Origin of the sequence: Microbacterium cremeum (genome assembly GCF_015277855.1) — a bacterium.
In the GTDB taxonomy this organism is placed as follows: domain Bacteria; phylum Actinomycetota; class Actinomycetes; order Actinomycetales; family Microbacteriaceae; genus Microbacterium; species Microbacterium cremeum.
Window position 1 is genome coordinate 1,537,063 of sequence record NZ_CP063812.1, and the last position, 19,797, is coordinate 1,556,859.

The following is a 19,797-nucleotide window of genomic DNA, read 5'->3' on the forward strand; positions in this document are numbered from 1 at the left end:
CGCACCTGACTCCGCCGGCTCACTCCGCGTCGGCGTAGACGGTGGGGATCGCGGGATCCGAGCGGCTGAGCGCGAGTCCGCGCACCGGCAGTTCTTCGCGCACGCGTGCGTGATGGGCCCGAGCGGCCTCGACGCCCGCAGTGCCCTCGTACGCGGCATCCGGCTCGCCGTCGACGACGAGGGGCACCTGCAGCCCACGTGCCTCCGGATGCGAGGCCGCGGTGTCGAGCTCTTCGAAGCCGTCCGACACCACGATCAGCTCACTGGTCGCGGTCCCGTGGTCGAGCGTGCGGAACGCGGCCTTGCGGCCGCCCGTCGAGCCCTTGTCGGTGGAGGCCTTCGCGACGGCGACCCAGCCGCCGGCCGCATCCTGGCGTGCCACCAGCTTGTAGACCATGCCCGCGGTCGGGGCTCCCGAGCCCGTCACGACCGACGTGCCCACACCGTACGAATCGACGGGGGATGCCGCGAGCGCCGCGATCGCGTACTCGTCCAGGTCGCTCGTCACAGTAATGCGCGTACCGGTGGCGCCGAGCTCGTCGAGTCGCGCACGGACCTCGGCAGCCACCGTCGGAAGGTCGCCCGAGTCGATGCGGACGCCGCCGAGCTCGGTCCCGGCGACGCGGACGGCGGTGTCGACGCCCGTCCGGATGTCGTACGTGTCGATGAGCAGCGTGGTCCCGACGCCGAGGGCTACGACCTGGGCGCGAAAGGCCGACTCCTCGGAGTCGTGGAGCAGCGTCCAGGAGTGCGCGGCGGTCCCCATCGTGGGGATGCCCCAGCGCCTTCCCGCCTCGAGATTCGACGTCGCTCCGAAGCCGGCGATGTGCGCCGCACGCGCGGCCGCGACGGCCGAGGACTCGGCGGCCCGGCGGGAGCCCATCTCGGCGAGCGGCCGGTCGCCGGCGGCGATGCTCATGCGGGCCGCAGCGGTGGCCACCGCGGAGTCGTGGTTGAGGACGCTCAGCGCCAGCGTCTCGAGGATCACCGCCTCGGCGAACGTGCCCTCGACGGTGAGGATGGGGGAGCCCGGGAAGTACAGCTCGCCCTCGCGGTAGCCGGTGATCGAGCCGGTGAAGCGATAGCCCTCCAGGAAGTCGAGGGTCGCGGCATCCACCACGTGCTCGTCGCGGAGGAAGCGGAGCTCGTCGTCGCCGAAGCGGAAGTCGCGGATCAGCTCGAGAAGGCGGCCGGTGCCGGCGACGACGCCGAAGCGACGCCCGCCCGGGAGGCGGCGTCCGAACAGCTCGAAGACGCACCGGCGCTCGGCGGTGCCGTCCCGCAGCGCGGCGTCCACCATGGTGAGCTCGTAGCGGTCGGTGAGCAGAGCGGTGGACGAGCCGGCGCGCGCGCCCGCGGGGGCGCCGTCCTGAGCCTGTCGAAGGGCGCCGTCCTGAGCCTGTCGAAGGGCGCCGTCCTGAGCCTGTCGAAGGGCGCCGTCCTGAGCCTGTCGAAGGGTCATGCGGGTCAGCCTAGTGAGCGGCTGGCGTAGGCTGGGGCATCGTGACCCAGGGGCAGGCTCAATTCGGCGCCGACGCGCCGATCGGGATCTTCGACTCCGGTGTCGGCGGGCTCACCGTCGCACGCGCGATCTCGGCCCAGCTGCCGCGCGAGTCGATCCTCTACATCGGTGACACGGCGCGCTCGCCCTACGGGCCGAAGCCCATCGCGGACGTCCGGCGCTACTCGCTCGAGATCCTCGACACGCTCGTCGACCAGGGCGTGAAGATGCTCGTGATCGCGTGCAACACGGCGTCGTCGGCGATGCTGCGCGACGCGCGCGAGCGTTACAGCGTGCCCGTGGTCGAGGTGATCGGCCCCGCCGTCCGCACCGCGATGTCGACGACGCGCAACGGGCGCGTGGGCGTCATCGGCACCGCGGGGACGATCGGATCCGGTGCGTACCAGGACATGCTCGGCGTGAACGAGCGGCTCACCGTGTTCGCGCAGGCGTGCCCGAGGTTCGTCGAGTTCGTCGAGGACGGCGTCACCGACTCGCCCGAAGTGCTCGCGGTCGCCGAGGAGTACCTCGCACCCCTCCGCCACGCCGGCGTCGACACGGTCGTGCTCGGCTGCACCCACTACCCGTTCCTCGAGGGCGCCATCAGCTATGTCATGGGCCCCGACGTCAGCCTCGTCTCGAGTGACACCGAGACGGCGAAGGACGTCTACCGTCAGCTGGTCTCCCGCAACCTCCTCGCGGGTCCGGATGCCGAGGCCCGCCACGTCTACGAAGCCACCGGCGCGTCCGCCGACGAGTTCCTGAACCTGGCCCACCGACTCATGGGCCGCGAGGTGAGCTCGGTGCGGCTCGTGCAGACCGGAGCCATCGACCTTCCGTCCCGCCTCGGCTGAGGCATCCGTCCCCCCCGGAGGAGAACCGAATGACCGACATCGTCCGCGCCGACGGCCGCAGCGTCGACCAGCTGCGACCCATCACGATCGAGAGAGGATGGTCGAGTCAGGCCGAGGGCTCCGCCCTCATCTCGTACGGCGGCACCAAGGTGCTCTGCACGGCGTCGTTCACCAACGGCGTGCCGCGCTGGCTCGTCGGCAAGGGCAAGGGCTGGGTCACCGCGGAGTACGCGATGCTGCCGCGCGCGACGAATGAGCGCAACGACCGCGAGAGCGTCAAGGGCCGCATCGGCGGCCGCACCCACGAGATCTCGCGGCTCATCGGGCGCGCGCTGCGCGCGGTCGTCGACACCAAGGCGCTGGGCGAGAACACCATCGTCATCGACTGCGATGTGCTGCAGGCCGACGGGGGTACGCGCACGGCCGCGATCACCGGTGCGTACGTCGCGCTCGCCGACGCCATCGAATGGGGCCGGGGCAGGAAGTTCATCGGGCAGAAGGCGCAGGTGCTCTTCGACTCGGTCTCGGCGGTCTCGGTGGGCATCGTCGACGGCGAGCCGATGCTCGACCTGGCGTACGTCGAGGATGTGCGCGCCGAGACCGACATGAACGTCGTCGTCACCGGGCGCGGTCTGTTCGTCGAGGTGCAGGGCACCGCCGAAGGCGCACCGTTCGACAAGCGCGAGCTCGACGCGCTGGTGGAGCTCGGCGTGAACGGGTGCGCGCAGCTGCGCGACCACCAGGCCGCCGCGCTCGCCCCTGCCTCCGACTCCGCGGGTCAGTGACGGAGGGGAGCCGGTCTTGACGGAGCGTAGCGACTCGGCACGCCGCATCGTGCTCGCGACCCACAACCCCCACAAGGTCGAGGAGTTCCAGGCGATCGTCGCGGCGACGCGGCCAGACCTCGAGGTGATCGGGTACGACGGACCGGAGCCGGTCGAGGACGGTGTGACCTTCGCCGAGAACGCGCTGATCAAGGCCCGTGCGGCTGCGGCGCACACCGGCCTGCCCGCCCTCGCGGACGACTCGGGCATCTGCGTGGACGTGCTCGGCGGCGCCCCGGGGGTCTTCTCGGCATTCTGGGCCGGTCACGCGAAGGATGCCGCGGCGAACCTGAATCTGCTGCTCGATCAGCTCGCCGACATCCGTGATCCGCATCGCACCGCGCAGTTCGTCTCGACGATCGCGCTCGTCGTGCCGCCTGCGGCGGGCTCGCGCGCCGAGGAGCACGTCGTACAGGGCGTCTGGCCCGGTCGCCTGGCGACCGCCGCGTCGGGCGGCGGCGGGTTCGGCTACGACCCCGTCTTCATCCCGGACGGACAGCCCGAAGGCGCCGAACGCACGGTCGGAGAGTGGACCGCGGACGAGAAGAACGCGGCATCCCATCGGTCCCGCGCGTTCGCTGCGCTCGCGCCGCTCCTCGCGGTGCTCTGAGCGCCGGCGGCGTCAGCGCACCTCGCCGCGGATCGCCCGCGGCAGCTCCAGCACCTGCTGGTGACGGGGCCCGGAGTGCAGCGTGCACGTGACGCGGCGACTCGACCGGTAGAGCGCGGGGAAGGCGCCCCACAGCGGGTTCCGGGGCGAGAGCTGGCGGCCGGACACGTGCAGCCGCAGCTCGTCGCCGGCGCGGAAGAACGTCGCCGATGGCGCGAAGGCGACCTCGACGAGGCGCGGCTCCGCGTCGAGGGCGACCCGCTGGAAGCCTGTCGTGACGAAGTCGCGGCCGAAGCCGTACGAGCCCTCGAACGGCACGAAGCGGCCCGCGGTCCACTTCGACAGTCCTGCGAACAGCGACACCGGCCCCGCCGACGCGGCGCTCACCCACAGCTGTACCGTTGCGTCGCCGCTGATCTCGGTGTCTTCCTCGAAGGTCCACGAGTAGCGGGCGGCCCGGCGGCTGCGGAACGCCACCGCGCTCTCGCGGGTCGGTGAGGTCTCGTCGAGCCGGCCGTCCGCGTGCAGCTGCAGAGCCATCCGCCGGCCTGGGGGAGGCCACTGCTGCTCGTGCCGCACGCTCTCGATGCGGTCGCCGCGCTCGCGCACCTCGAGCCGCACGCGCGGCAGGTCGTGCGCTCGGCCCTTGAGATGCGTGTTGAGGAAGGCGAGCTGGGCGGCTTTCGCCTCCTCGCCGTAGAACGTCGCCCACTTGCCGCCGCGGTGCGTGAAGAGATGACGATCGGGTGAGGCGGCACGCGCGAACGCGCGGAAGCTGCCCCGCGTGTGCAGGTTGGCGTCGGAGAAGCTGCCGCACACGAGCAGGGGCGTCTCGATCCGCTCGAGATCGGGCGCCAGCGAGCGCCACCAGGCGTCGTCGTCGGGACGCGCCGCCGCTTCCGCTCCGAGGTCGGGCGACATGCGGGTCGAGCGGCGCACCAGCGTCGTCCACAGTCGTGAGAACCCGATCTCGCGCACCCCGCCTGGGTAGAAGAAGTCGCGGTACGCGTCGGTGAAGCCCTCCCACGGCACGATGGCGGCGAGGTGGGGAGGCCGCATCGCGGCCACCTTGTACTGCGAGATCGCGAGGTACGACACGCCGAGCATCCCGACGGCGCCGGTGCACCATTCCCGCTCGGCGAGCCACTCGATCGCGTCGTAGACGTCTTCGGCCTCGGCATCGCTCAGGAGCGAGCCGACGCCGTCGGAGCGGCCCGCGCCGCGGACGTCGAGGTTGACGACCGCGAATCCGCGCCGCACCCACCAGTCCGGATCGGGCGCCTCCCAGCCCGTCTCGTCCGAGATGCGGATGGGGGCCGTCTGCCGCAGGATCCGGAACTGGGGGTTGAGGCGGTAGCCGAAGCGGGTGCGGCGGGGGAGCGCGTCCTTGCCGTAAGGATGAGCGCACAGGATCGCCGGGACCCGAGCGCCGTCCGCCGGCAGGTACACGTTCGCGCGCAGGATCGTGCCATCGCGCATCGGGATCTCGACGTCGCGCTCGACGCGGATGTCCGCGCTCATGGGGTTCACCGTGACCGGGGGTCGCAGCATCCGTCGAACGCGCTCGATCGCGTACCCGACCGATCCGCTGCGCCGCCACGGGCGATCGGTCGCGCCGATGCGGAGGGGTGGCGCCGTCACGGCGCGACGCTATCATCCCGCCGCGGCGCGAGTGAGAATCAGAGTCATTCCCGAGTGTCGCAATCGGCGCCGCGACGGGGAATCGCGGGCTTAGCCTGGGCCCATGCACGATCACGCGCCATCCGGGATCCGCGCGGCCGGCAGCCGCCGGCTGCTCGCGATCTCTCTCGCGATCACGTCGGTCGTCATGGTGGTGCAGGTCGTCGGCGCGCTGCTGACGGGATCGCTCGCGCTTCTGGCGGATGCCGTGCACATGTTCACGGATGCCGCGGCTCTCGTGATCGCCCTCCTCGCGAGCATCGTCGCGGCCCGGCCCGCCAACGACCGGCGCACCTTCGGGTACCAGCGCGCCGAGGTCTTCGGGGCACTGGTGAACGGCGTGATCCTCATCGTGCTCTCGGTGTGGGTCGCGATCGAGGCGGTGATGCGGCTGATCGACCCCGGCGATGTCGAGGTCGCCGGCGGTCTCATGCTCATCGTCGCGATCGTCGGTCTCACCGCGAACGCCGTCGCGATGTGGCTGCTCAGTTCCGCGCAGCGCGACAGCATCAACGTGCGCGGCGCCTACCTGGAGGTGCTGGGCGACCTGATCGGCTCGGCGGCCGTCATCGTCGCCGCCATCGTGATCGTGGCGACCGGGTGGGCGCAGGCGGACGCGATCGCCTCGCTCTTCATCGCCGCGATGATCATCCCGCGTGCCATCGGACTGCTGCGCGAAGTGGTCTCGGTGCTCGCCGAGTCGGCGCCGAAGGGCACGCACGTGCAGGAGATCCGCGACCACATCCTCTCGACCACGGGCGTCGTCGACGTGCACGACGTGCACGTGTGGCAGCTGACCCGCGGTGCCCCGGTGTTCTCGGCGCACGTCGTCGTGGACGCCGACGCGCTCAGTGACGGCCGGGCGGCCGGCATCCTGAGCCAGCTGCAGAGCTGCCTCTCGCAGCATTTCGATGTGGAGCACTCGACGTTCCAGCTCGAACCGGCCGGACACGTCGAGCACGACGCGCACGCGTGATCTCGATACGCTCGTTCCTCGCTACTCGATCGGCGGGGAGGGGGGCGTTTCGTCTCGATCGGCGGCGCGGGGGCGTTTCGTCTCGCTTCGCTCGCTCAACGACCGGAGGGCGGTGGGGGCGGGGGAGGGGCGGGGCGTCAGTCCTCGCGGCGGACGTCGGCGGGGGTCTTATCAGGGCGGAGGCCGCGCCAGCGGGGATGGCGGAGGATGCCGCCGGGCGTGAACTCGCCGTACTCCACCTCGCCGACGAGCGCCGGCTCGACCCACAGCGCGTCGCGCGCGTCGAGGGGCGGAACGCCGACCAGCGGATTCACGTCGGTGCGCAGCGGCAGCAGCTTCTTCATGAGGGCGGCGAGGGTCGAGTCGCTGAAGCCGCTGCCCACGCGCCCGGCGTACTGCAGCCCATCGGGTGAGGGGATGCCCAGCAGCAGCGATCCCAACGTGCCGCTGCGCGCGCCCTTGCCGGGTCGAATGCCCGCGATGACGACCTCCTGCGTGCGCGTGAGCTTGACCTTGAGCCAGGACTCCGACCGCTCGCCCCGTCGATAGCGCGACGCCGGGTCCTTCACCACGATTCCCTCCAGCCGCAGCTGCGAGCTGGTCTCGAGCGCGGCATCCACGTCGTCGAAGACCGGCGGCACGCCGACGGCACCCACGCCCCCAGGCTCGGCGATCGCCTCGAGCACATCCCGGCGCTCGCGCAGCGGCAGGTCGGCGAGGTCGTCGCCGTCGTGCGAGAGCACGTCGAAGAGGTAGTAGCGCACGGGCGTGCGCCGCGCCTCGCGGGCGATGTCGCCGGCACGCTCGAGGTTCATCCGGGTCTGCAGCAGGGGGAAGCTCGGGCGCCCGTCCGGCTCGAGCGCGACGAGCTCGCCGTCGACGACTGCCGGCTCGTGCCCGAGGCCCGCGTCGACCGAGGTCAGCTCGGGGTAGCGATGGGTGACCTCGTTGCCGCTGCGGGCGAACAGCCGCAGCCGGCTGCCGTCCCACACGCCGACCGCGCGGATCCCGTCCCACTTCATCTCGACCCACGCCGGCTCGCCCCACCGCGCGGCCGCCGCCTTCGCGCCGGCGGGAGCGGCCGAGGTCGCCAGCATGGGGCGGAGCGAGTCGTGGTCCAGCACCGTGCGAGGGGGTGAGGCATCCGTCGCCCCGCTGTTGTCGAGATCAGGAGATCTGGCGGAGGCAGGACGATCGGCGCCGGATCGTCCTGCCTCCGCCAGATCACCTGTTTTCACAAAGGACGGAGAGCGGCCTGCGGCGCCGGAGCGGCCTGCGGCGCCGGAGCGGCCTGCGGCGCCGGAGCGGCCTGCGGCGCCGGAGCGGCGGGCGGCGGGACCCCGCGGCTCGTCGGCCTGGGGGCTGGGCTCGACGGGGATGCCGTCGGGCTGGGAGCGGCCCTCGGCATCCGTCTTCATGCGGTGCAGCAGCCAGCTCGACTTCTCGCCCTCGCCCTCGGTGCGGATGAGCGCGAGCCGCACGCGTCCGAGCGGGCCGCCGGGGCGACCCTCGAGCGTCGCGATGATCTCGTCGTCGCGCCACTTCTCGAGGTCGTAGCGCCCGTCGTCCCAGATCGTCACGGTGCCGCCGCCGTACTCGCCGGCGGGGATCGTGCCCTCGAACGTCGCGTACTCCATCGGGTGGTCCTCGGTCTGCACCGCGAGGTTGTTGCGCTTGTACGAGTGCGGCACTCCGCGCGGCACCGCCCAGCTCACCAGCACGCCGTCGTGCTCGAGCCGGAAGTCCCAGTGCAGCCGCGTCGCGTGATGCTCCTGGATGACGAACCGCGGCCTCTCGTCGCTCGGAGTGGCGCCGAGCGGGTTGGCGGGCACCGGCTCGGGGGTGCGGTCGGCGCTGCGCTTGGCGATGTATGCCGACAGCGGCCCGGACTCCGCCTCGCGGCCCCCGGCGTGGAAGCCCAGCGCCGCCATCGGGTCGCCGATGGTCTCGATCCGCTCGAGCACCTCGGTGAAGTCGAGGTGCCGCAGGCCGGGGTCGTCGAGCTCGTCCCACGTACGGGGTGCGGCCACCGTCGGGTGCAGGCGCCCGCGCATCGAATACGGCGCGATCGTGGTCTTCGAGCCGTTGTTCTGGCTCCAGTCGATGAGCACCTTGCCGCCGCGCTCGGCCTTCTTCATGCTGCTCACGACGAGGTCGGGGTGGTCCGCCTCGATCGCCCGCGCGAGCTCGTTCGCGAGCGCCGACGCCTGCTCGGTCGACTGCCCGGGAGGAAGAGCGGTGTACAGATGGATGCCTTTGCTACCGCTCGTGACCGGATACGGCTCGAGCCCCATGCCCTCCAGGATCGCGCGAGCCCACCCGGCGACGACGGCGCATTCGGCCAGCCCCGCACCGGGCCCCGGGTCGAGGTCGAGCACGAGCCGGTCGGCCGGTCCGCGCCCGCCGTCGGCGGCGAACCGCCACTGCGGGACGTGCAGCTCGAGACTCGCGACCTGGGCGAGGTAGACGAGCGTCGGCACGTCGCCGACCAGCGGATACTCCTTGGTGCCGGTCGAGTGGGGGATCGGCATCCGTCGCACCCACGAGGGCGCCCCGCGCTCGAGGTCCTTCGCGAAGAAGACCATGCCGGGGTCATCGGCGGTGCCGACGCCGTCGGGCCAGCGCTTGCGGGTGACCGGCCGGCCGATCACGTGGGGGATGAGTACCTCGGCGGCGCGCGTGTAGTAGTCGATCACCTCGCCCTTGGTCGTGCCGGTCTCGGGATACAGCACCTTGTCGAGGTTCGTGATGCGCAGACGCCGGCCGCCGATCCGCACCAGCTGCTCGTCGCGTGCCATGCGCCCAGAGTATTAGCCGCCACCGGGTAGCCGTGGGGCATGTGACAGGTGTGTACTGGTGTGGTGAGGGCGATCTGGAAGGGTGCACTGACGTTCGGGCTCGTGAACGTTCCGGTCAAGGTATACGCCGCGACCGAGGACCACGACGTGTCATTGCATCAGGTGCACAACAAGGACGGCGGACGCATCCGCTATCAGCGCAAGTGCGAGGTCTGCGGCGAGGTGGTCGCCTATCAAGACATCGACAAGGCGTACGACGACGGTGAGCGCACGGTCGTCCTCACCAAGGAGGACCTCGACTCGCTCCCCGCGGAGCGCAGCCGCGAGATCGATGTGGTCGAGTTCGTGCCGAGCGACCAGATCGACCTGCTGACGCTCGACCGCGCCTACTACCTCGAACCGGATTCCGCGTCGCCCAAGGCCTACGTCCTGCTGCGCAAGACGCTCGAGCAGACCGACCGCACCGCGATCGTGCGGTTCTCGCTGCGGCAGAAGACGCGCCTCGCCGCGCTGCGCGTGCGTGGCGATGTGCTCGTGCTCCAGACGCTGCTGTGGGCCGACGAGGTGCGCGAGGCGGCATTCCCCGCCCTCGACGAGAGCGTACGCATCTCGGCGAAGGAGCTGGAGCTGTCGGCATCCCTCGTCGAGAGCTTCGCGAGCGACTTCGACCCGGAGGAGTTCACCGACGAGTACCAGCAGGAGCTGCGCACCCTCATCGAGGCGAAGCTCGAGAAGGGCGACGCGGTCGACACGTCCGAGACGTTCGGCGAGCGCGAGGAGGAAGAGGCCGGCGGCGAGGTCATCGACCTCATGGCCGCGCTGCGCGCCAGCGTCGAGAAGTCCCGCGCGGCGCGCGAGGGCGGTGGCACGAGCGGCGCGACGAGCACCGCGAAGCAGAAGGATGCCGAGCCCGCCGAGAAGGCGACGGGCAAGGCATCCGCCAAGAAGCCGGCCGCCAAGAAGAAGAAGGCCTCCTGACGCAGGCTCCTCCGGCCGCCGCGACCGGGTCAGGCGTTGGGCGCGCCGCCCTCGTGGTGCTCGGGGCCGCGGTCGAAGACCTCGGGGTCGAGCACCAGGGCCTCGGCCTCGCTGTGGTCGGTGATGACGTCCTCACCGGCCGCGGCCGCCTTCTTGGCCTTGCTGCGCTCGCGGAAGTAGTGCCACAGCGTCACGATCGCGGTGCCGCCGACGGCGGTGAGGAGGATCAGGTCGATGTAGTTCTCGACGAAGTCGGCGACGGGCGGGATGAAGCCGATGGCGTAGCCGAACATGGTGAGGCCGAAGCCCCAGATGACCGCGCCGATGAAGTTGTAGAGGGTGTACTTCCACTTGTTCATGTGGCCGACGCCCGCAGCGACGGGGGCGAAGGTACGGACGATCGGCACGAAGCGCGCCAGGATGATCGTGAGGCCGCCGAACCGCTCGAAGAACGCGTTGGTGCGCTCGACGTTCTTGACGCTGAAGAGCCCGGACTCCTTGCGCTCGAAGACCGCCGGACCGCCCTTGTGCCCGATGTAGTAGCCGACCTCACCCCCGACGAACGCCGCCAGCCCGATGAGCAGCGCGACCCACCAGACGCTGAGTCCGAAGACCCCGTTGGGTGCGTAGTCCTGCGGGTGCGACAGCAGGCCCGCGATGACCAGGAGCGTGTCACCGGGAAGCAGGAACCCGACGAGCAGGCCGGTCTCGGCGAACACGATGAAGCACACCACGACGAGCGCCCAGGGGCCGGCCCACGCGATGATGGCGGCGGGGTCGAGCCAGGGGATCAGGGCGGAGGGGACTGCGTGCACGGTGGGATTCCCGTCGGTCGGTACGTCGGCGGTCGGCGGATGCGAGAACTCGCGTGCGGAAGGTGGGACTTGAACCCCACTACAGCCCGCGCAAATAGCCTACACTCGCGGAAAATCAAGGGTGTTGGATACGTATGGATACCCCTGAATCACGTGGGTTTGCGTGCGGATGTGTCCAAAATGTGTCCACGCCGACCATTGCCCAGCGTCGTGTGATCGGACGTCCGAGTTGGGGAGCTCCTTCCCGCTAGCATCGGGCACATGACGGAGATCAGCCCGAACGACCTACAGGGGCTCGCGGACAAGGTAAACCGCCAGGCGTACGGCAAGTATCTTCGCCGGGTTGTACTTCGGAAGGTGCGGCAGTTCGTCGACAAGGAGGTCCGTTTCGACTTCCCAGTGACTGCCATCATCGGACCGAACGGCGGTGGCAAGTCGACGGTCTTGGGGGCAGCGGCGCTCGCATACAAGGACGTGAAGCCTGAGCGATTCTTCGCCAAGAGCGGCCGCTACGACTCAAGCATGGTGAAGTGGTCGATCGAGCACGGAGTGATCGACAAGGATGTCGACACAGCGTCGGAGATTCGCCGAAGTGTGAACTTTCCAACGTCGAAGTGGAATCGCAAGCCCTTCGCGCGCGATGTGTTGGTCTTCGGCGTTACGCGCACCGTCCCGGCAACCGAGCGGTCCGATCTACGGCTAGCGCGCGGGAGCAGCTTCAAAGCAGTATCTGAGACCAATCTGCCTCCTGAGGTAATCGAAGCCACGCAATCCATCCTTGGTAAGGCGGTGAATGGGTACTCCGAGTTGGACGTAACCACTCGCGCGACTCTCTACGCGGCGCAGGACAGCGACACGGGAACGTCCTACACCGAGTTTCACTTCGGAGCCGGCCAGGCAAGCATCATCCGCATCGTGGCCGGGGTTGAAGCAGCCGAGGAGAACAGCCTGATTCTGATTGAGGAGATCGAGAACGGCCTGCATCCGGTAGCCATTCGGCGGCTTGTCGACTACCTCCTGAGCGTTGCTATCCGAAAGAAGTGCCAGGTGATCTTCACTACCCACTCCTCAGAGGCGCTTGAGGCTCTCCCGCCAGGCGCGGTCTGGGCGGCTTTCGACGGTGAGGTAGTGCAGGGCGCGCTCAACATCGAAGCCTTGCGAGCAATCACGGGGACCATCCCGGCGCGGATCGCGATCTTCGCCGAGGACAACTTCGCTGAGCTTGTAATCGCGACGAGCTTGCGTCACCGAGGGGTCGACCTCGCCGCAGTGGCGATCCACGGGCTTGGAGGAGCGGAGCAGGCGATCAAAGTTCAGCGAGCAAGACGGGGCGATCCCACCGCTCTCGTCCCCAGCGTCGTGTACTTGGACGGCGACAAGGCGGAGTCTGTTGACGCCGATTCGCTCATCTTCGTATTGCCGGGGGATAGCGACCCCGAAGCTCACATCTTCGATGTAGTTCTCGGTGATCTCGACAACCAGGCGGCAAAACTGACCGCGGCACTGAATCTCCCCATGGACCAACAGGACAGGGTCAAGCAAGTGGTTCGTGAAACGGGCCTGACGAACTTGGACCGGCACATCATCTACCGCCAGATCGGCGAGAAGCTTGATTTGACCGCCGAACTCGTGGTCGCGAACGCGTTCATCGGCCTTTGGGCCCAGCTGCGACCGAATGAAATCGAGTCATTCCTGGCACCCATTGCTAACCATCTCCCCGCGAAGAGTTGATCGCTCGAAGAGAGATGCCGTACAAGGTTCGCGGTAGCCGGCCGACCCGGCGGCAGGACGCCTGAGTGGGGCCCGCCCTTAGGGCTGCCAACTACGCGCTCGGGCATGTGGGAACAAATCCCACCTTCCCAGCGTCAGAAGATGTGTCCAAAATGTGGCCAGAAACGCGCGACCGTCGAAAAATATCCCTGATCAGGGAATGAAAATGACCTGTGCGGAAGGTGGGACTTGAACCCACACGCCCGAAGGCACAGGAACCTAAATCCTGCGTGTCTGCCAGTTTCACCACTCCCGCGAGTCCGTTCAGTCTACTGACGCGCCTGCGCGGGAGCTGTAGGGTGAGCCCCCGGAACGGGTGTCAGCGACGGATGCCGAACAGGAAGTAGCTGGCGGGTCCGAGCCAGTTGACGAGGATGACCGGGATCCACACAGGCTTGGGGCCGCGCACGCTCCGGGCGTCGCGATGCGCGAGGTCCCAGAACGCCAGGAACGCGAACGCCACCTGCACGATGCCGGCCAGGCCCAGCCCGGTCTTGGCCGCGGGGGAGAGGTCGGTCTTCGCCTTGGTCATCGTCGTCCCTTCGGTCGGTCCCTCCATCCTGCCGCGTACGGCCGGCCTGTGCATCTGTGGATAACTTCCGGATGCCGCAGCGCCGAGTTGCGAGGATGCTTCGGTGTCCCTTTCCGCCGCGCCCGTCGCCTCGATCGTCGCCGAGCGCGTACGGGAGCGGCTGCGGGCGGAGCGGTCGGACCCGTCGCGGGATCCCGAGTTCGCGGCGCAGGTCGCACGGACTGAGGTGCGGCGGCACAACGACTTCGCGCTCGCCCGAGGGCTGGCGCCGGTCGACGACGAGTCCGCGTGCGTGCGCGAGGTGCTCGCCTCGGTCGTCGGGTACGGGCCGCTGCAGGCCTACCTCGACGATCCGACGGTCGAGGAGCTGTGGATCAACGCGCCCGACCGCATCTTCGTGGCGCGCGACGGGGTGCCGGAGCAGACGCCGCTCGTGCTCACCGACACGGCCGTGCGCGACCTCGTCGAGCGGATGCTGCAGTCCACGGGGCGCCGGGTCGACCTCTCGCAGCCGTTCGTCGACGCGTCGCTCCCCGACGGGTCTCGTCTTCATGTCGTGATCCCCGACATCACACGCCGGCACTGGGCGGTGAACATCCGCAAGTTCCTGCCCGCGTATCGCGACCTCGGTCGGCTGGTCGCAGCTGGCTCGCTCGCGCCCGACGCGGCACGGCTGCTCCGCGACGCAATGGCTGCCGGCAGCTCGGTGCTGGTATCGGGCGCGACGCATGCCGGCAAGACCACCCTTCTCGGTGCGCTCATCGGCGCCTGCCCGCCCGAGCATCGCATCGTCACGGTCGAGGAGACCTTCGAGCTGGCGGTGGCCGCGCCGGATCTGGTCGCACTGCAGGGCCGCCAGCCGAGCCTGGAGGGCACGGGCGAGGTCACGCTGCGGCGGCTGGTGAAGGAGGCGCTGCGCATGCGCCCCGACCGCCTCGTCGTCGGTGAGGTGCGCGACGCCGAGGCCCTCGACCTGCTGCTCGCGCTCAACACCGGCGTGCCCGGCGCCGCCACCATCCACGCCAACTCGGCGCGCGAGGCGCTCGCCAAGCTCGCGGCGCTCCCTCTCCTGGCCGGACGCAACATCGACGCCGCCTTCGTGCTGCCGGCGGTCGCGTCATCGGTGTCACTCGTCGCACACTGCCAGCGCTCGCCCTCCGGCGCTCGCCGCGTCGTCGAGATCGTCGCGCCCACCGGCGTGGCGGACGGGGTCATCGAGGCGCGGACCATCTACCGGGCGGACGCCGCGTGATCGTCGTGTGGGGCGCGGTCCTCGCTGCGGGGCTGCTGCTGACGGCGTCGCCGTGGCTCTGGCCCGCCGGTGCGCGCCGCCTCCCCGAGCGCAGCACGGGGAGGGTTCATCGGCTCCTAGCCGAGGCCGGCTTCGGGCGCTCCTCGGTCACCTCGGTGACCGCGGTGGCCATCGGCTGCGGTGCGCTGGCCGCCGCGGTCGCGTGGCTCATCGCGCCGGTCGGTGCCCTGTGCCTTGTCGCGGCCGTCGCGGGCATCGCGGCGCCGTTCGCGTGGCTGCGAGCCCGCCGTTCACGGCTGCAGCGGACCCGCCGCGGGCTGTGGCCCGACGTGTGCGATCTGCTGATCGCGTCGGTGCGGGCGGGGATGTCGCTTCCCGACGCGGTGAGCAGCCTCGCCGACTCGGCTCCCGCCGAGCTTCGGCCCGCGTTCGCGGCGTTCGCCCGAGACATGACCGCGTCGGGCCACTTCGACTCGTCTGCGCTGCGCCTGAAGGCGACCCTGGCCGACCCGATCGCCGACCGCATCGTCGAGACTCTGCGGATGGCGCGACAGGTCGGCGGCACCGAGATCACCGTGGTCCTCCGTGCGCTCGCAGCGTCGGTGCGCGCGGATGCCGCACTGCGCGCCGAGGTCGAGTCGCGGCAGTCCTGGATCCGCGGGGCTGCCGTGCTGGGCGTGTCAGCCCCGTGGGTGATCCTCGCTCTCCTGGCGATGCGACCCGAGGGGGCGCGGGCGTACGCCAGCCCCGCGGGAATCGTGCTCATCCTGGCCGGCGCCGCAGTGTCGTTCGTCGCCTATCGCGTCATGATCAGGCTCGGCCGGCTGCCCGAACCGCGGCGGTGGTTCGGATGATCGCGATGGGCACGAGCGACGTCGCCTATGCCGTCGTCCTCGGCACGGCACTCGGGGCCGGACTCTGCCTGCTCTTCTCCCTCGCACCGCGATGGGGCGCTCCCAGTCTCGCCCGGCGCATCGCGCCGTACATCCGCGACGTGACCGACGGCCGGGGGCTCGACGTCACCGTGGGCGGCCGGCGCGAGCTGCGGTCGACCTGGCACGCCGTCGCGCGACGGCTAGCAGGCATGGCCGGTGGCGACGACGCACTCACCCGACGCCTGCGCCGCGCCGCCTGGCCCATCGACACGGCGCAGTTCCGCGCGCGCCAGCTCGCCTGGGCGATCGGCGGTCTCGCCGCGGGCGGGGCGCTGGTCGTGATCCTCGTGCTCGCAGGCAATGCCACGCCCGCTCTCGGTCTCGTCCCGGTGCTCGCAGCCGTCGGCGCCGCGCTCGGATACGACGCATGGCTCACGCGTGCGGCTCGAGCGCGCAGCGCACGCATCGAGGACGAGCTCCCGACGGTCCTGGAGTTCCTCGCGCTCTGCCTGTCCGCCGGAGAGGGAATCCTGGACTCCCTCCGCCGCGTCAGCGAGATCGGCGCGGGCGATCTGACCGCGGAGCTCCGCGGCGTCGTCGTCGCCGTCGGCACCGGCTCGGCGCTGTCGGAGTCGTTGAGCGGCCTCTCCGCCCGGCTCGACGTCCCCGCGTTGTCTCGCGCGGTCGACCAGCTCGTCGCCGCCCTCGACCGCGGTGCCCCGCTCGCGCACGTGCTGCACGCCCAGGCACTCGATGCCCGTGAGGACGCCAAGCGAGGACTCATCGAGCGAGCCGGACGCAAAGAGATCTACATGCTCGTGCCACGCAAGAGTGGGTTCACACCTTTTCTGCTGGGGACTGCACATGGCCCGTGCGCCCACGCTCGGGGGCCTGCTCGCTGGCTCTGAGCGCCGTCTGAGCGGTCTAACTGCTCCCGGCTGCCCAGCAGTACCCGGCAGGCAACCCACCGCAGTAGGGGGGGCGCAGGGGCAACACGCCGGTGCGGGCTGCTAGAAATTGCTCCTCTGACCAGGGCATTAGTCCCAATCAGCCCATACTTGACGCGCGGATCTGGCAGGGGCTGACATAATAGTACCCATGGCCGCTACTGTCAACCTCGTGTGTCGAGTCGCAGGACACGGGCACGACGCGCGCCTTGTGTCGCGGTTTGACGACAGGCGCAACGGTGAGTGGAAGCCCGCCCCGGGATTCGCGCCCACCTACGGTGAGGACTATGCCATCGTCTGGGGTCCGTCAGACACGGACCCGAAGGGCGAGATGCACGGGCGCTACAAGTTCCCTTGCGGGGCGGAGATCACGCAGGCACGGCTACACTCGCTATTGGACGAGGCACGCGCTCTCGGCCGCACGGAGATCAGCCTCGCCTGACTCCCCGAATACTTGGCCCTCACGACCCGCTTGACGGGTAAGTCGGCTTCTAACTGAACAACCCCTAGGACCCTCAGCGGGGACCTTTCATCCGGCACGTTCTTGTGCCTTCCGCTGAAGGGTCCCGGCCAATGGCCAAATCACAACTACAGCGCCTCGCGATGGAGAAGGCGCAGGCGTTCGCACCACGTACTGCCCCCGATCCCGAGCGCCGCGCAGCGGTCAGCCGCAACCTGGCCGAAGCCAAGATCGCCGCCTACATCGAGCGCACGCTCGCAGCTGCGCCACCCCTGAACCCCCAGCAGATTCGCACGCTGACGGGGCTGCTGCGCGCAGGGGGCCAGCGATGACCCCCGAAGAGTGGACCCGCGTCCTCGAATCTGCCAACCGTGACCGGCGCGAAGCGGCCCTGTACGGGGTGATCGTCGGCGTGAGCGCTATGGCGATGGTTGCTCTGGTAGCGCTCGCTGCGCTGGGGGTGCTGAAGTGAGCCGCCGCACGGTCCGGGCCAACTACCCGAACAAGAAGCGCCTCAGCGAATCCGAGCAGACCGAGCTGCTGCGCTCCGGTCCTCATCCTGAGTGGTTCGAGGGTTGGGCAGAGCGCGGCGTCATGCTCGCGCGGATGACCAGCCACAGCTACGGATACTTCCACGTCTACAGCGACGGCAACGGGTCGTTCAACTACGACTTCGCCGCGTGGGACACCGAGGAGGGCCTCCGCTGGGGCCTCCAGGCCCTGCACAGTCACCACGTAGGGCAGGGGCCGCGCGACCTCACCTACCCGAAGTGCGAGGACTGCCGGGGCGTCATGTACTTCACGCCTGACCAGGCCCCGCGCCTGCACATGGTCATCGAGCAGGACGAGGATGACTCGGAGGCCGACGAATGACCACGGCCGGAAGCAACCTCGGCACCGCGCTCAGTCTGGCTCGTGCGGGCTTCTACGTGTTCCCGATGACCCCCAGCGGCAAGTTCCTGCGGGGATTCAGCTGGGACCGGGGCGCCTCGCGGGACCGGGAGCAGATTCGGGAATGGTGGGCCAGCGACCCGCGTCAGCGTATCGGTGTCCACTGTGGACGGTCGGGCATCGTCGCAGTGGACGTGGATCGTAAGCACGGCAAGGACGGCTTCAAGAGCCTGAAGGCTGCGGGCCTCGAACTGCCGCGGACGTTCAGCTACACGAGCCGCAGCGGCCAGGGCGAGCACCACATCTACCGCGCACCGGCAGGGGAACAGCTCACCATCGACCGCGACCTCAACGGTATGCCCGGTGTGGACGTCCGTTCGGGCATCGGGATGGTCGCATACAACGGGCCAAAGCTGACCAAGAAGCCCCGGCTGGCACCGGCTCCTGAGTGGGCGCTCGTCCACAAGAAGGACGGCTGGGACTACGACATGGCCGACCTGGAGGCGTGGCTCGACGCCGAGGGCAGCAGCAACGACCCGACGCAGGAGGCCCGCGCAGCCAAGGCGCGCCGTATGGCAACGATCTTCCCTGAGGGCGGTGTAGACAACGGCGACCTGCTGTACAGGATCACTCCGCTGGTGTCCGGGCTGACGTGGGGCGACGGTCGCCGCGAGGCGTACGAGGCGGCGCGGGCACGATACACGAACGACTACCCCGACTCGAAGTACCTGATCGCGTTCGACCGGGCTTGGGCCAAGGCGATCACGCGGGTTGAGGCCGACGGAAAGAAGACTACTGCGGGCAAGGTGTCGCACGAGGTCACGGCCAAATCTGCGACCCAGTCCGGCATGCGCACGCTTCAGCTCACCCCGGCATCGGCTATCAAGCCACGCCCGGTCAAGTGGCTGTGGGACGGCCGCATCGCTATCGGCACGTTGGCGCTGCTCGCGGGTCGGGAGGGCATCGGCAAGTCGACGCTCGCGTACTGGCTCGTCGCACAGATCACCCGCGGGAAGCTGCCGGGTGAGTCGTACGGCAAGCCCCGCGCGGTGCTCATCGCCGCCACGGAGGACTCGTGGGCGTACACCATCGTGCCGCGCCTGATCGCTGCCAGGGCCGACCTCGACATGGTGTTCCGGGTCGCGGTGCGCAGCGCCGATGAGGTCTACGTCGGCATGAACGTGATCAAGGATCTGAAGCTGCTGGAACAGGCTGCGGTGCAGGTCGAAGCGGGGCTGCTGCTGCTCGATCCGCTCATGAGCCGGCTCGGTGATCAGGACACGCACAAGGACTCCGAGGTTCGGGTCGCACTTGAGCCGATTGTTGACGTTGCCGACCGCGTGGGCATGTCGGTGCTCGGGCTCATCCATCACAACAAGTCGGGCAGCACCGATCCACTCCAACTGATCATGGGCTCCAAGGCGTTCACCGCAGTAGCGCGCAGTGTCCACACGGTGGTGAACGACCCGGACGACGAGGACGAAGAGCGCAAGCTGTTCGGCACCCCGAAGAACAACCTGGGGCGCACCAACCTGCCGACGCTGTCGTTCACCATCGCGGAGGCCATTGTGGACACCGACGAGGGTCCCGCCAATACCGGACGGCTCGTGTGGGGCGCGGAGATCAGCGAGTCCATCGGTGCCGTCATGGAGCGTTCGGGCGCCGAGAACACCGACCGCACGGCCATCAAGGAGGCCGCCGACTGGCTGCATGACTTCCTGTCGATGACGGGCGTGGTCGGGTCGGCACGCGTCAAGGAGGAAGGCCGCAAGGCGGGTCACTCGGAGTCGGCACTGAAGCGCGCCCGACGTCGTATCCAGGCCGAAACCCGTTCGGAGGGTTTCCCGCGGACGACGTTCTGGTACCTGCCCGGTGAGGAAGACGGTTCGAGTGGTGCCGCTGCTGGGCCAACCCCTGGGGAGAGTAAATGACTGGCCCAACTAACCCCACTGGCCTAACTGGCCCAACTGGCCCAACAGTCGCAATCAGTGCAGTCGGGCCAGTCGGTGCAGTCAGCCGGGTCCCCGCGCGCGC

The 19,797-nt window shown here is 69.6% G+C and carries 18 protein-coding genes and 1 tRNA gene; 13 read left to right on the forward strand and 6 right to left on the reverse strand.

What is annotated here, in order from left to right; translation table 11 throughout:
• Nucleotides 1-19: 19 nt before the first annotated feature.
• Entirely contained in the window at nt 20-1,462 is a 1,443-nt protein-coding gene (locus IM778_RS06810; protein ID WP_194411277.1) for a nicotinate phosphoribosyltransferase, read from the reverse strand.
• Nucleotides 1,463-1,503: 41 nt separating this feature from the next.
• Here IM778_RS06810 and murI point away from each other — a divergent pair, with 41 nt between their 5' ends.
• From murI to rdgB, 3 genes are read left to right on the forward strand one after another with little or no spacing between them, the layout of a single operon-like run.
• A complete protein-coding gene (gene murI / locus IM778_RS06815; protein ID WP_194411278.1) occupies nt 1,504-2,355 on the forward strand; it encodes a glutamate racemase in 852 nt (283 codons plus the stop codon).
• Nucleotides 2,356-2,384: 29 nt separating this feature from the next.
• Complete coding sequence (gene rph, locus IM778_RS06820) at nt 2,385-3,140, forward strand: ribonuclease PH (RefSeq protein WP_194411279.1); 756 nt, start codon at nt 2,385-2,387, stop codon at nt 3,138-3,140.
• A gap of 16 nt (nt 3,141-3,156) precedes the next feature.
• On the forward strand, nt 3,157-3,789 hold the full coding sequence (rdgB, locus tag IM778_RS06825) for an RdgB/HAM1 family non-canonical purine NTP pyrophosphatase (protein ID WP_194411280.1): 633 nt from the start codon (nt 3,157-3,159) through the stop codon (nt 3,787-3,789).
• A gap of 12 nt (nt 3,790-3,801) precedes the next feature.
• On the opposite strand, the gene IM778_RS06830 is transcribed toward rdgB, so the two are convergent.
• Nucleotides 3,802-5,430 (reverse strand): CocE/NonD family hydrolase, encoded by a 1,629-nt coding sequence (locus tag IM778_RS06830; protein ID WP_228484790.1) that lies wholly within the window; start codon nt 5,428-5,430, stop codon nt 3,802-3,804.
• A 103-nt stretch (nt 5,431-5,533) separates the two neighbouring features.
• On the opposite strand from IM778_RS06830, the gene IM778_RS06835 reads away from it, so the two are divergent.
• Entirely contained in the window at nt 5,534-6,445 is a 912-nt protein-coding gene (locus IM778_RS06835) for a cation diffusion facilitator family transporter (protein ID WP_194411281.1), read from the forward strand.
• 137 nt (nt 6,446-6,582) lie between these two features.
• Here the strand turns inward: IM778_RS06835 and IM778_RS06840 are convergent, their stop codons facing one another.
• Entirely contained in the window at nt 6,583-9,243 is a 2,661-nt protein-coding gene (locus IM778_RS06840; protein WP_194411282.1) for an ATP-dependent DNA ligase, read from the reverse strand.
• A 63-nt stretch (nt 9,244-9,306) separates the two neighbouring features.
• On the opposite strand from IM778_RS06840, the gene ku reads away from it, so the two are divergent.
• On the forward strand, nt 9,307-10,221 hold the full coding sequence (ku, locus tag IM778_RS06845) for a non-homologous end joining protein Ku (protein WP_194411283.1): 915 nt from the start codon (nt 9,307-9,309) through the stop codon (nt 10,219-10,221).
• A 29-nt stretch (nt 10,222-10,250) separates the two neighbouring features.
• On the opposite strand, the gene IM778_RS06850 is transcribed toward ku, so the two are convergent.
• On the reverse strand, nt 10,251-11,036 hold the full coding sequence (locus tag IM778_RS06850) for a DedA family protein (RefSeq protein ID WP_194411284.1): 786 nt from the start codon (nt 11,034-11,036) through the stop codon (nt 10,251-10,253).
• Nucleotides 11,037-11,297: 261 nt separating this feature from the next.
• Here IM778_RS06850 and IM778_RS06855 point away from each other — a divergent pair, with 261 nt between their 5' ends.
• Nucleotides 11,298-12,767, forward strand: coding sequence for an ATP-dependent nuclease (locus tag IM778_RS06855; protein ID WP_194411285.1), 1,470 nt, complete (start codon nt 11,298-11,300; stop codon nt 12,765-12,767).
• Nucleotides 12,768-12,980: 213 nt separating this feature from the next.
• Here the strand turns inward: IM778_RS06855 and IM778_RS06860 are convergent.
• Nucleotides 12,981-13,062, reverse strand: a tRNA-Leu gene (locus IM778_RS06860).
• Nucleotides 13,063-13,125: 63 nt separating this feature from the next.
• Nucleotides 13,126-13,338 carry a PLDc N-terminal domain-containing protein gene (locus IM778_RS06865; RefSeq protein WP_228484791.1) on the reverse strand — a complete coding sequence of 71 codons (213 nt, stop codon included), beginning with the start codon at nt 13,336-13,338 and terminating at the stop codon, nt 13,126-13,128.
• Between the two features lie 103 nt (nt 13,339-13,441).
• Between IM778_RS06865 and IM778_RS06870 the strand changes: the two genes are divergently transcribed.
• The 7 genes from IM778_RS06870 (at nt 13,442) to IM778_RS06900 (ending at nt 19,694) form a co-directional block, all read left to right on the forward strand.
• Nucleotides 13,442-14,590 carry a TadA family conjugal transfer-associated ATPase gene (locus IM778_RS06870; protein ID WP_194411287.1) on the forward strand — a complete coding sequence of 383 codons (1,149 nt, stop codon included), beginning with the start codon at nt 13,442-13,444 and terminating at the stop codon, nt 14,588-14,590.
• A complete protein-coding gene (locus IM778_RS06875) occupies nt 14,587-15,444 on the forward strand; it encodes a type II secretion system F family protein (protein ID WP_194411288.1) in 858 nt (285 codons plus the stop codon). The genes IM778_RS06870 and IM778_RS06875 overlap by 4 nt, the downstream gene beginning before the upstream one ends.
• A 5-nt stretch (nt 15,445-15,449) precedes the next feature.
• Nucleotides 15,450-16,373, forward strand: a complete 924-nt coding sequence (locus IM778_RS06880; protein WP_228484792.1) for a type II secretion system F family protein — start codon at nt 15,450-15,452, stop codon at nt 16,371-16,373.
• Between the two features lie 612 nt (nt 16,374-16,985).
• Nucleotides 16,986-17,204: a hypothetical protein gene (locus tag IM778_RS06885; RefSeq protein ID WP_228484793.1), complete on the forward strand. Its 219-nt coding sequence runs from the start codon at nt 16,986-16,988 to the stop codon at nt 17,202-17,204.
• On the forward strand, nt 17,201-17,344 hold the full coding sequence (locus IM778_RS06890; protein WP_194411290.1) for a hypothetical protein: 144 nt from the start codon (nt 17,201-17,203) through the stop codon (nt 17,342-17,344). The genes IM778_RS06885 and IM778_RS06890 overlap by 4 nt, the downstream gene beginning before the upstream one ends.
• A complete protein-coding gene (locus tag IM778_RS06895) occupies nt 17,341-17,745 on the forward strand; it encodes a hypothetical protein (RefSeq protein WP_194411291.1) in 405 nt (134 codons plus the stop codon). Before IM778_RS06890 ends, IM778_RS06895 begins: the two co-directional genes overlap by 4 nt.
• On the forward strand, nt 17,742-19,694 hold the full coding sequence (locus tag IM778_RS06900) for a bifunctional DNA primase/polymerase (protein ID WP_194411292.1): 1,953 nt from the start codon (nt 17,742-17,744) through the stop codon (nt 19,692-19,694). The genes IM778_RS06895 and IM778_RS06900 overlap by 4 nt, the downstream gene beginning before the upstream one ends.
• Nucleotides 19,695-19,797: the final 103 nt, after the last annotated feature.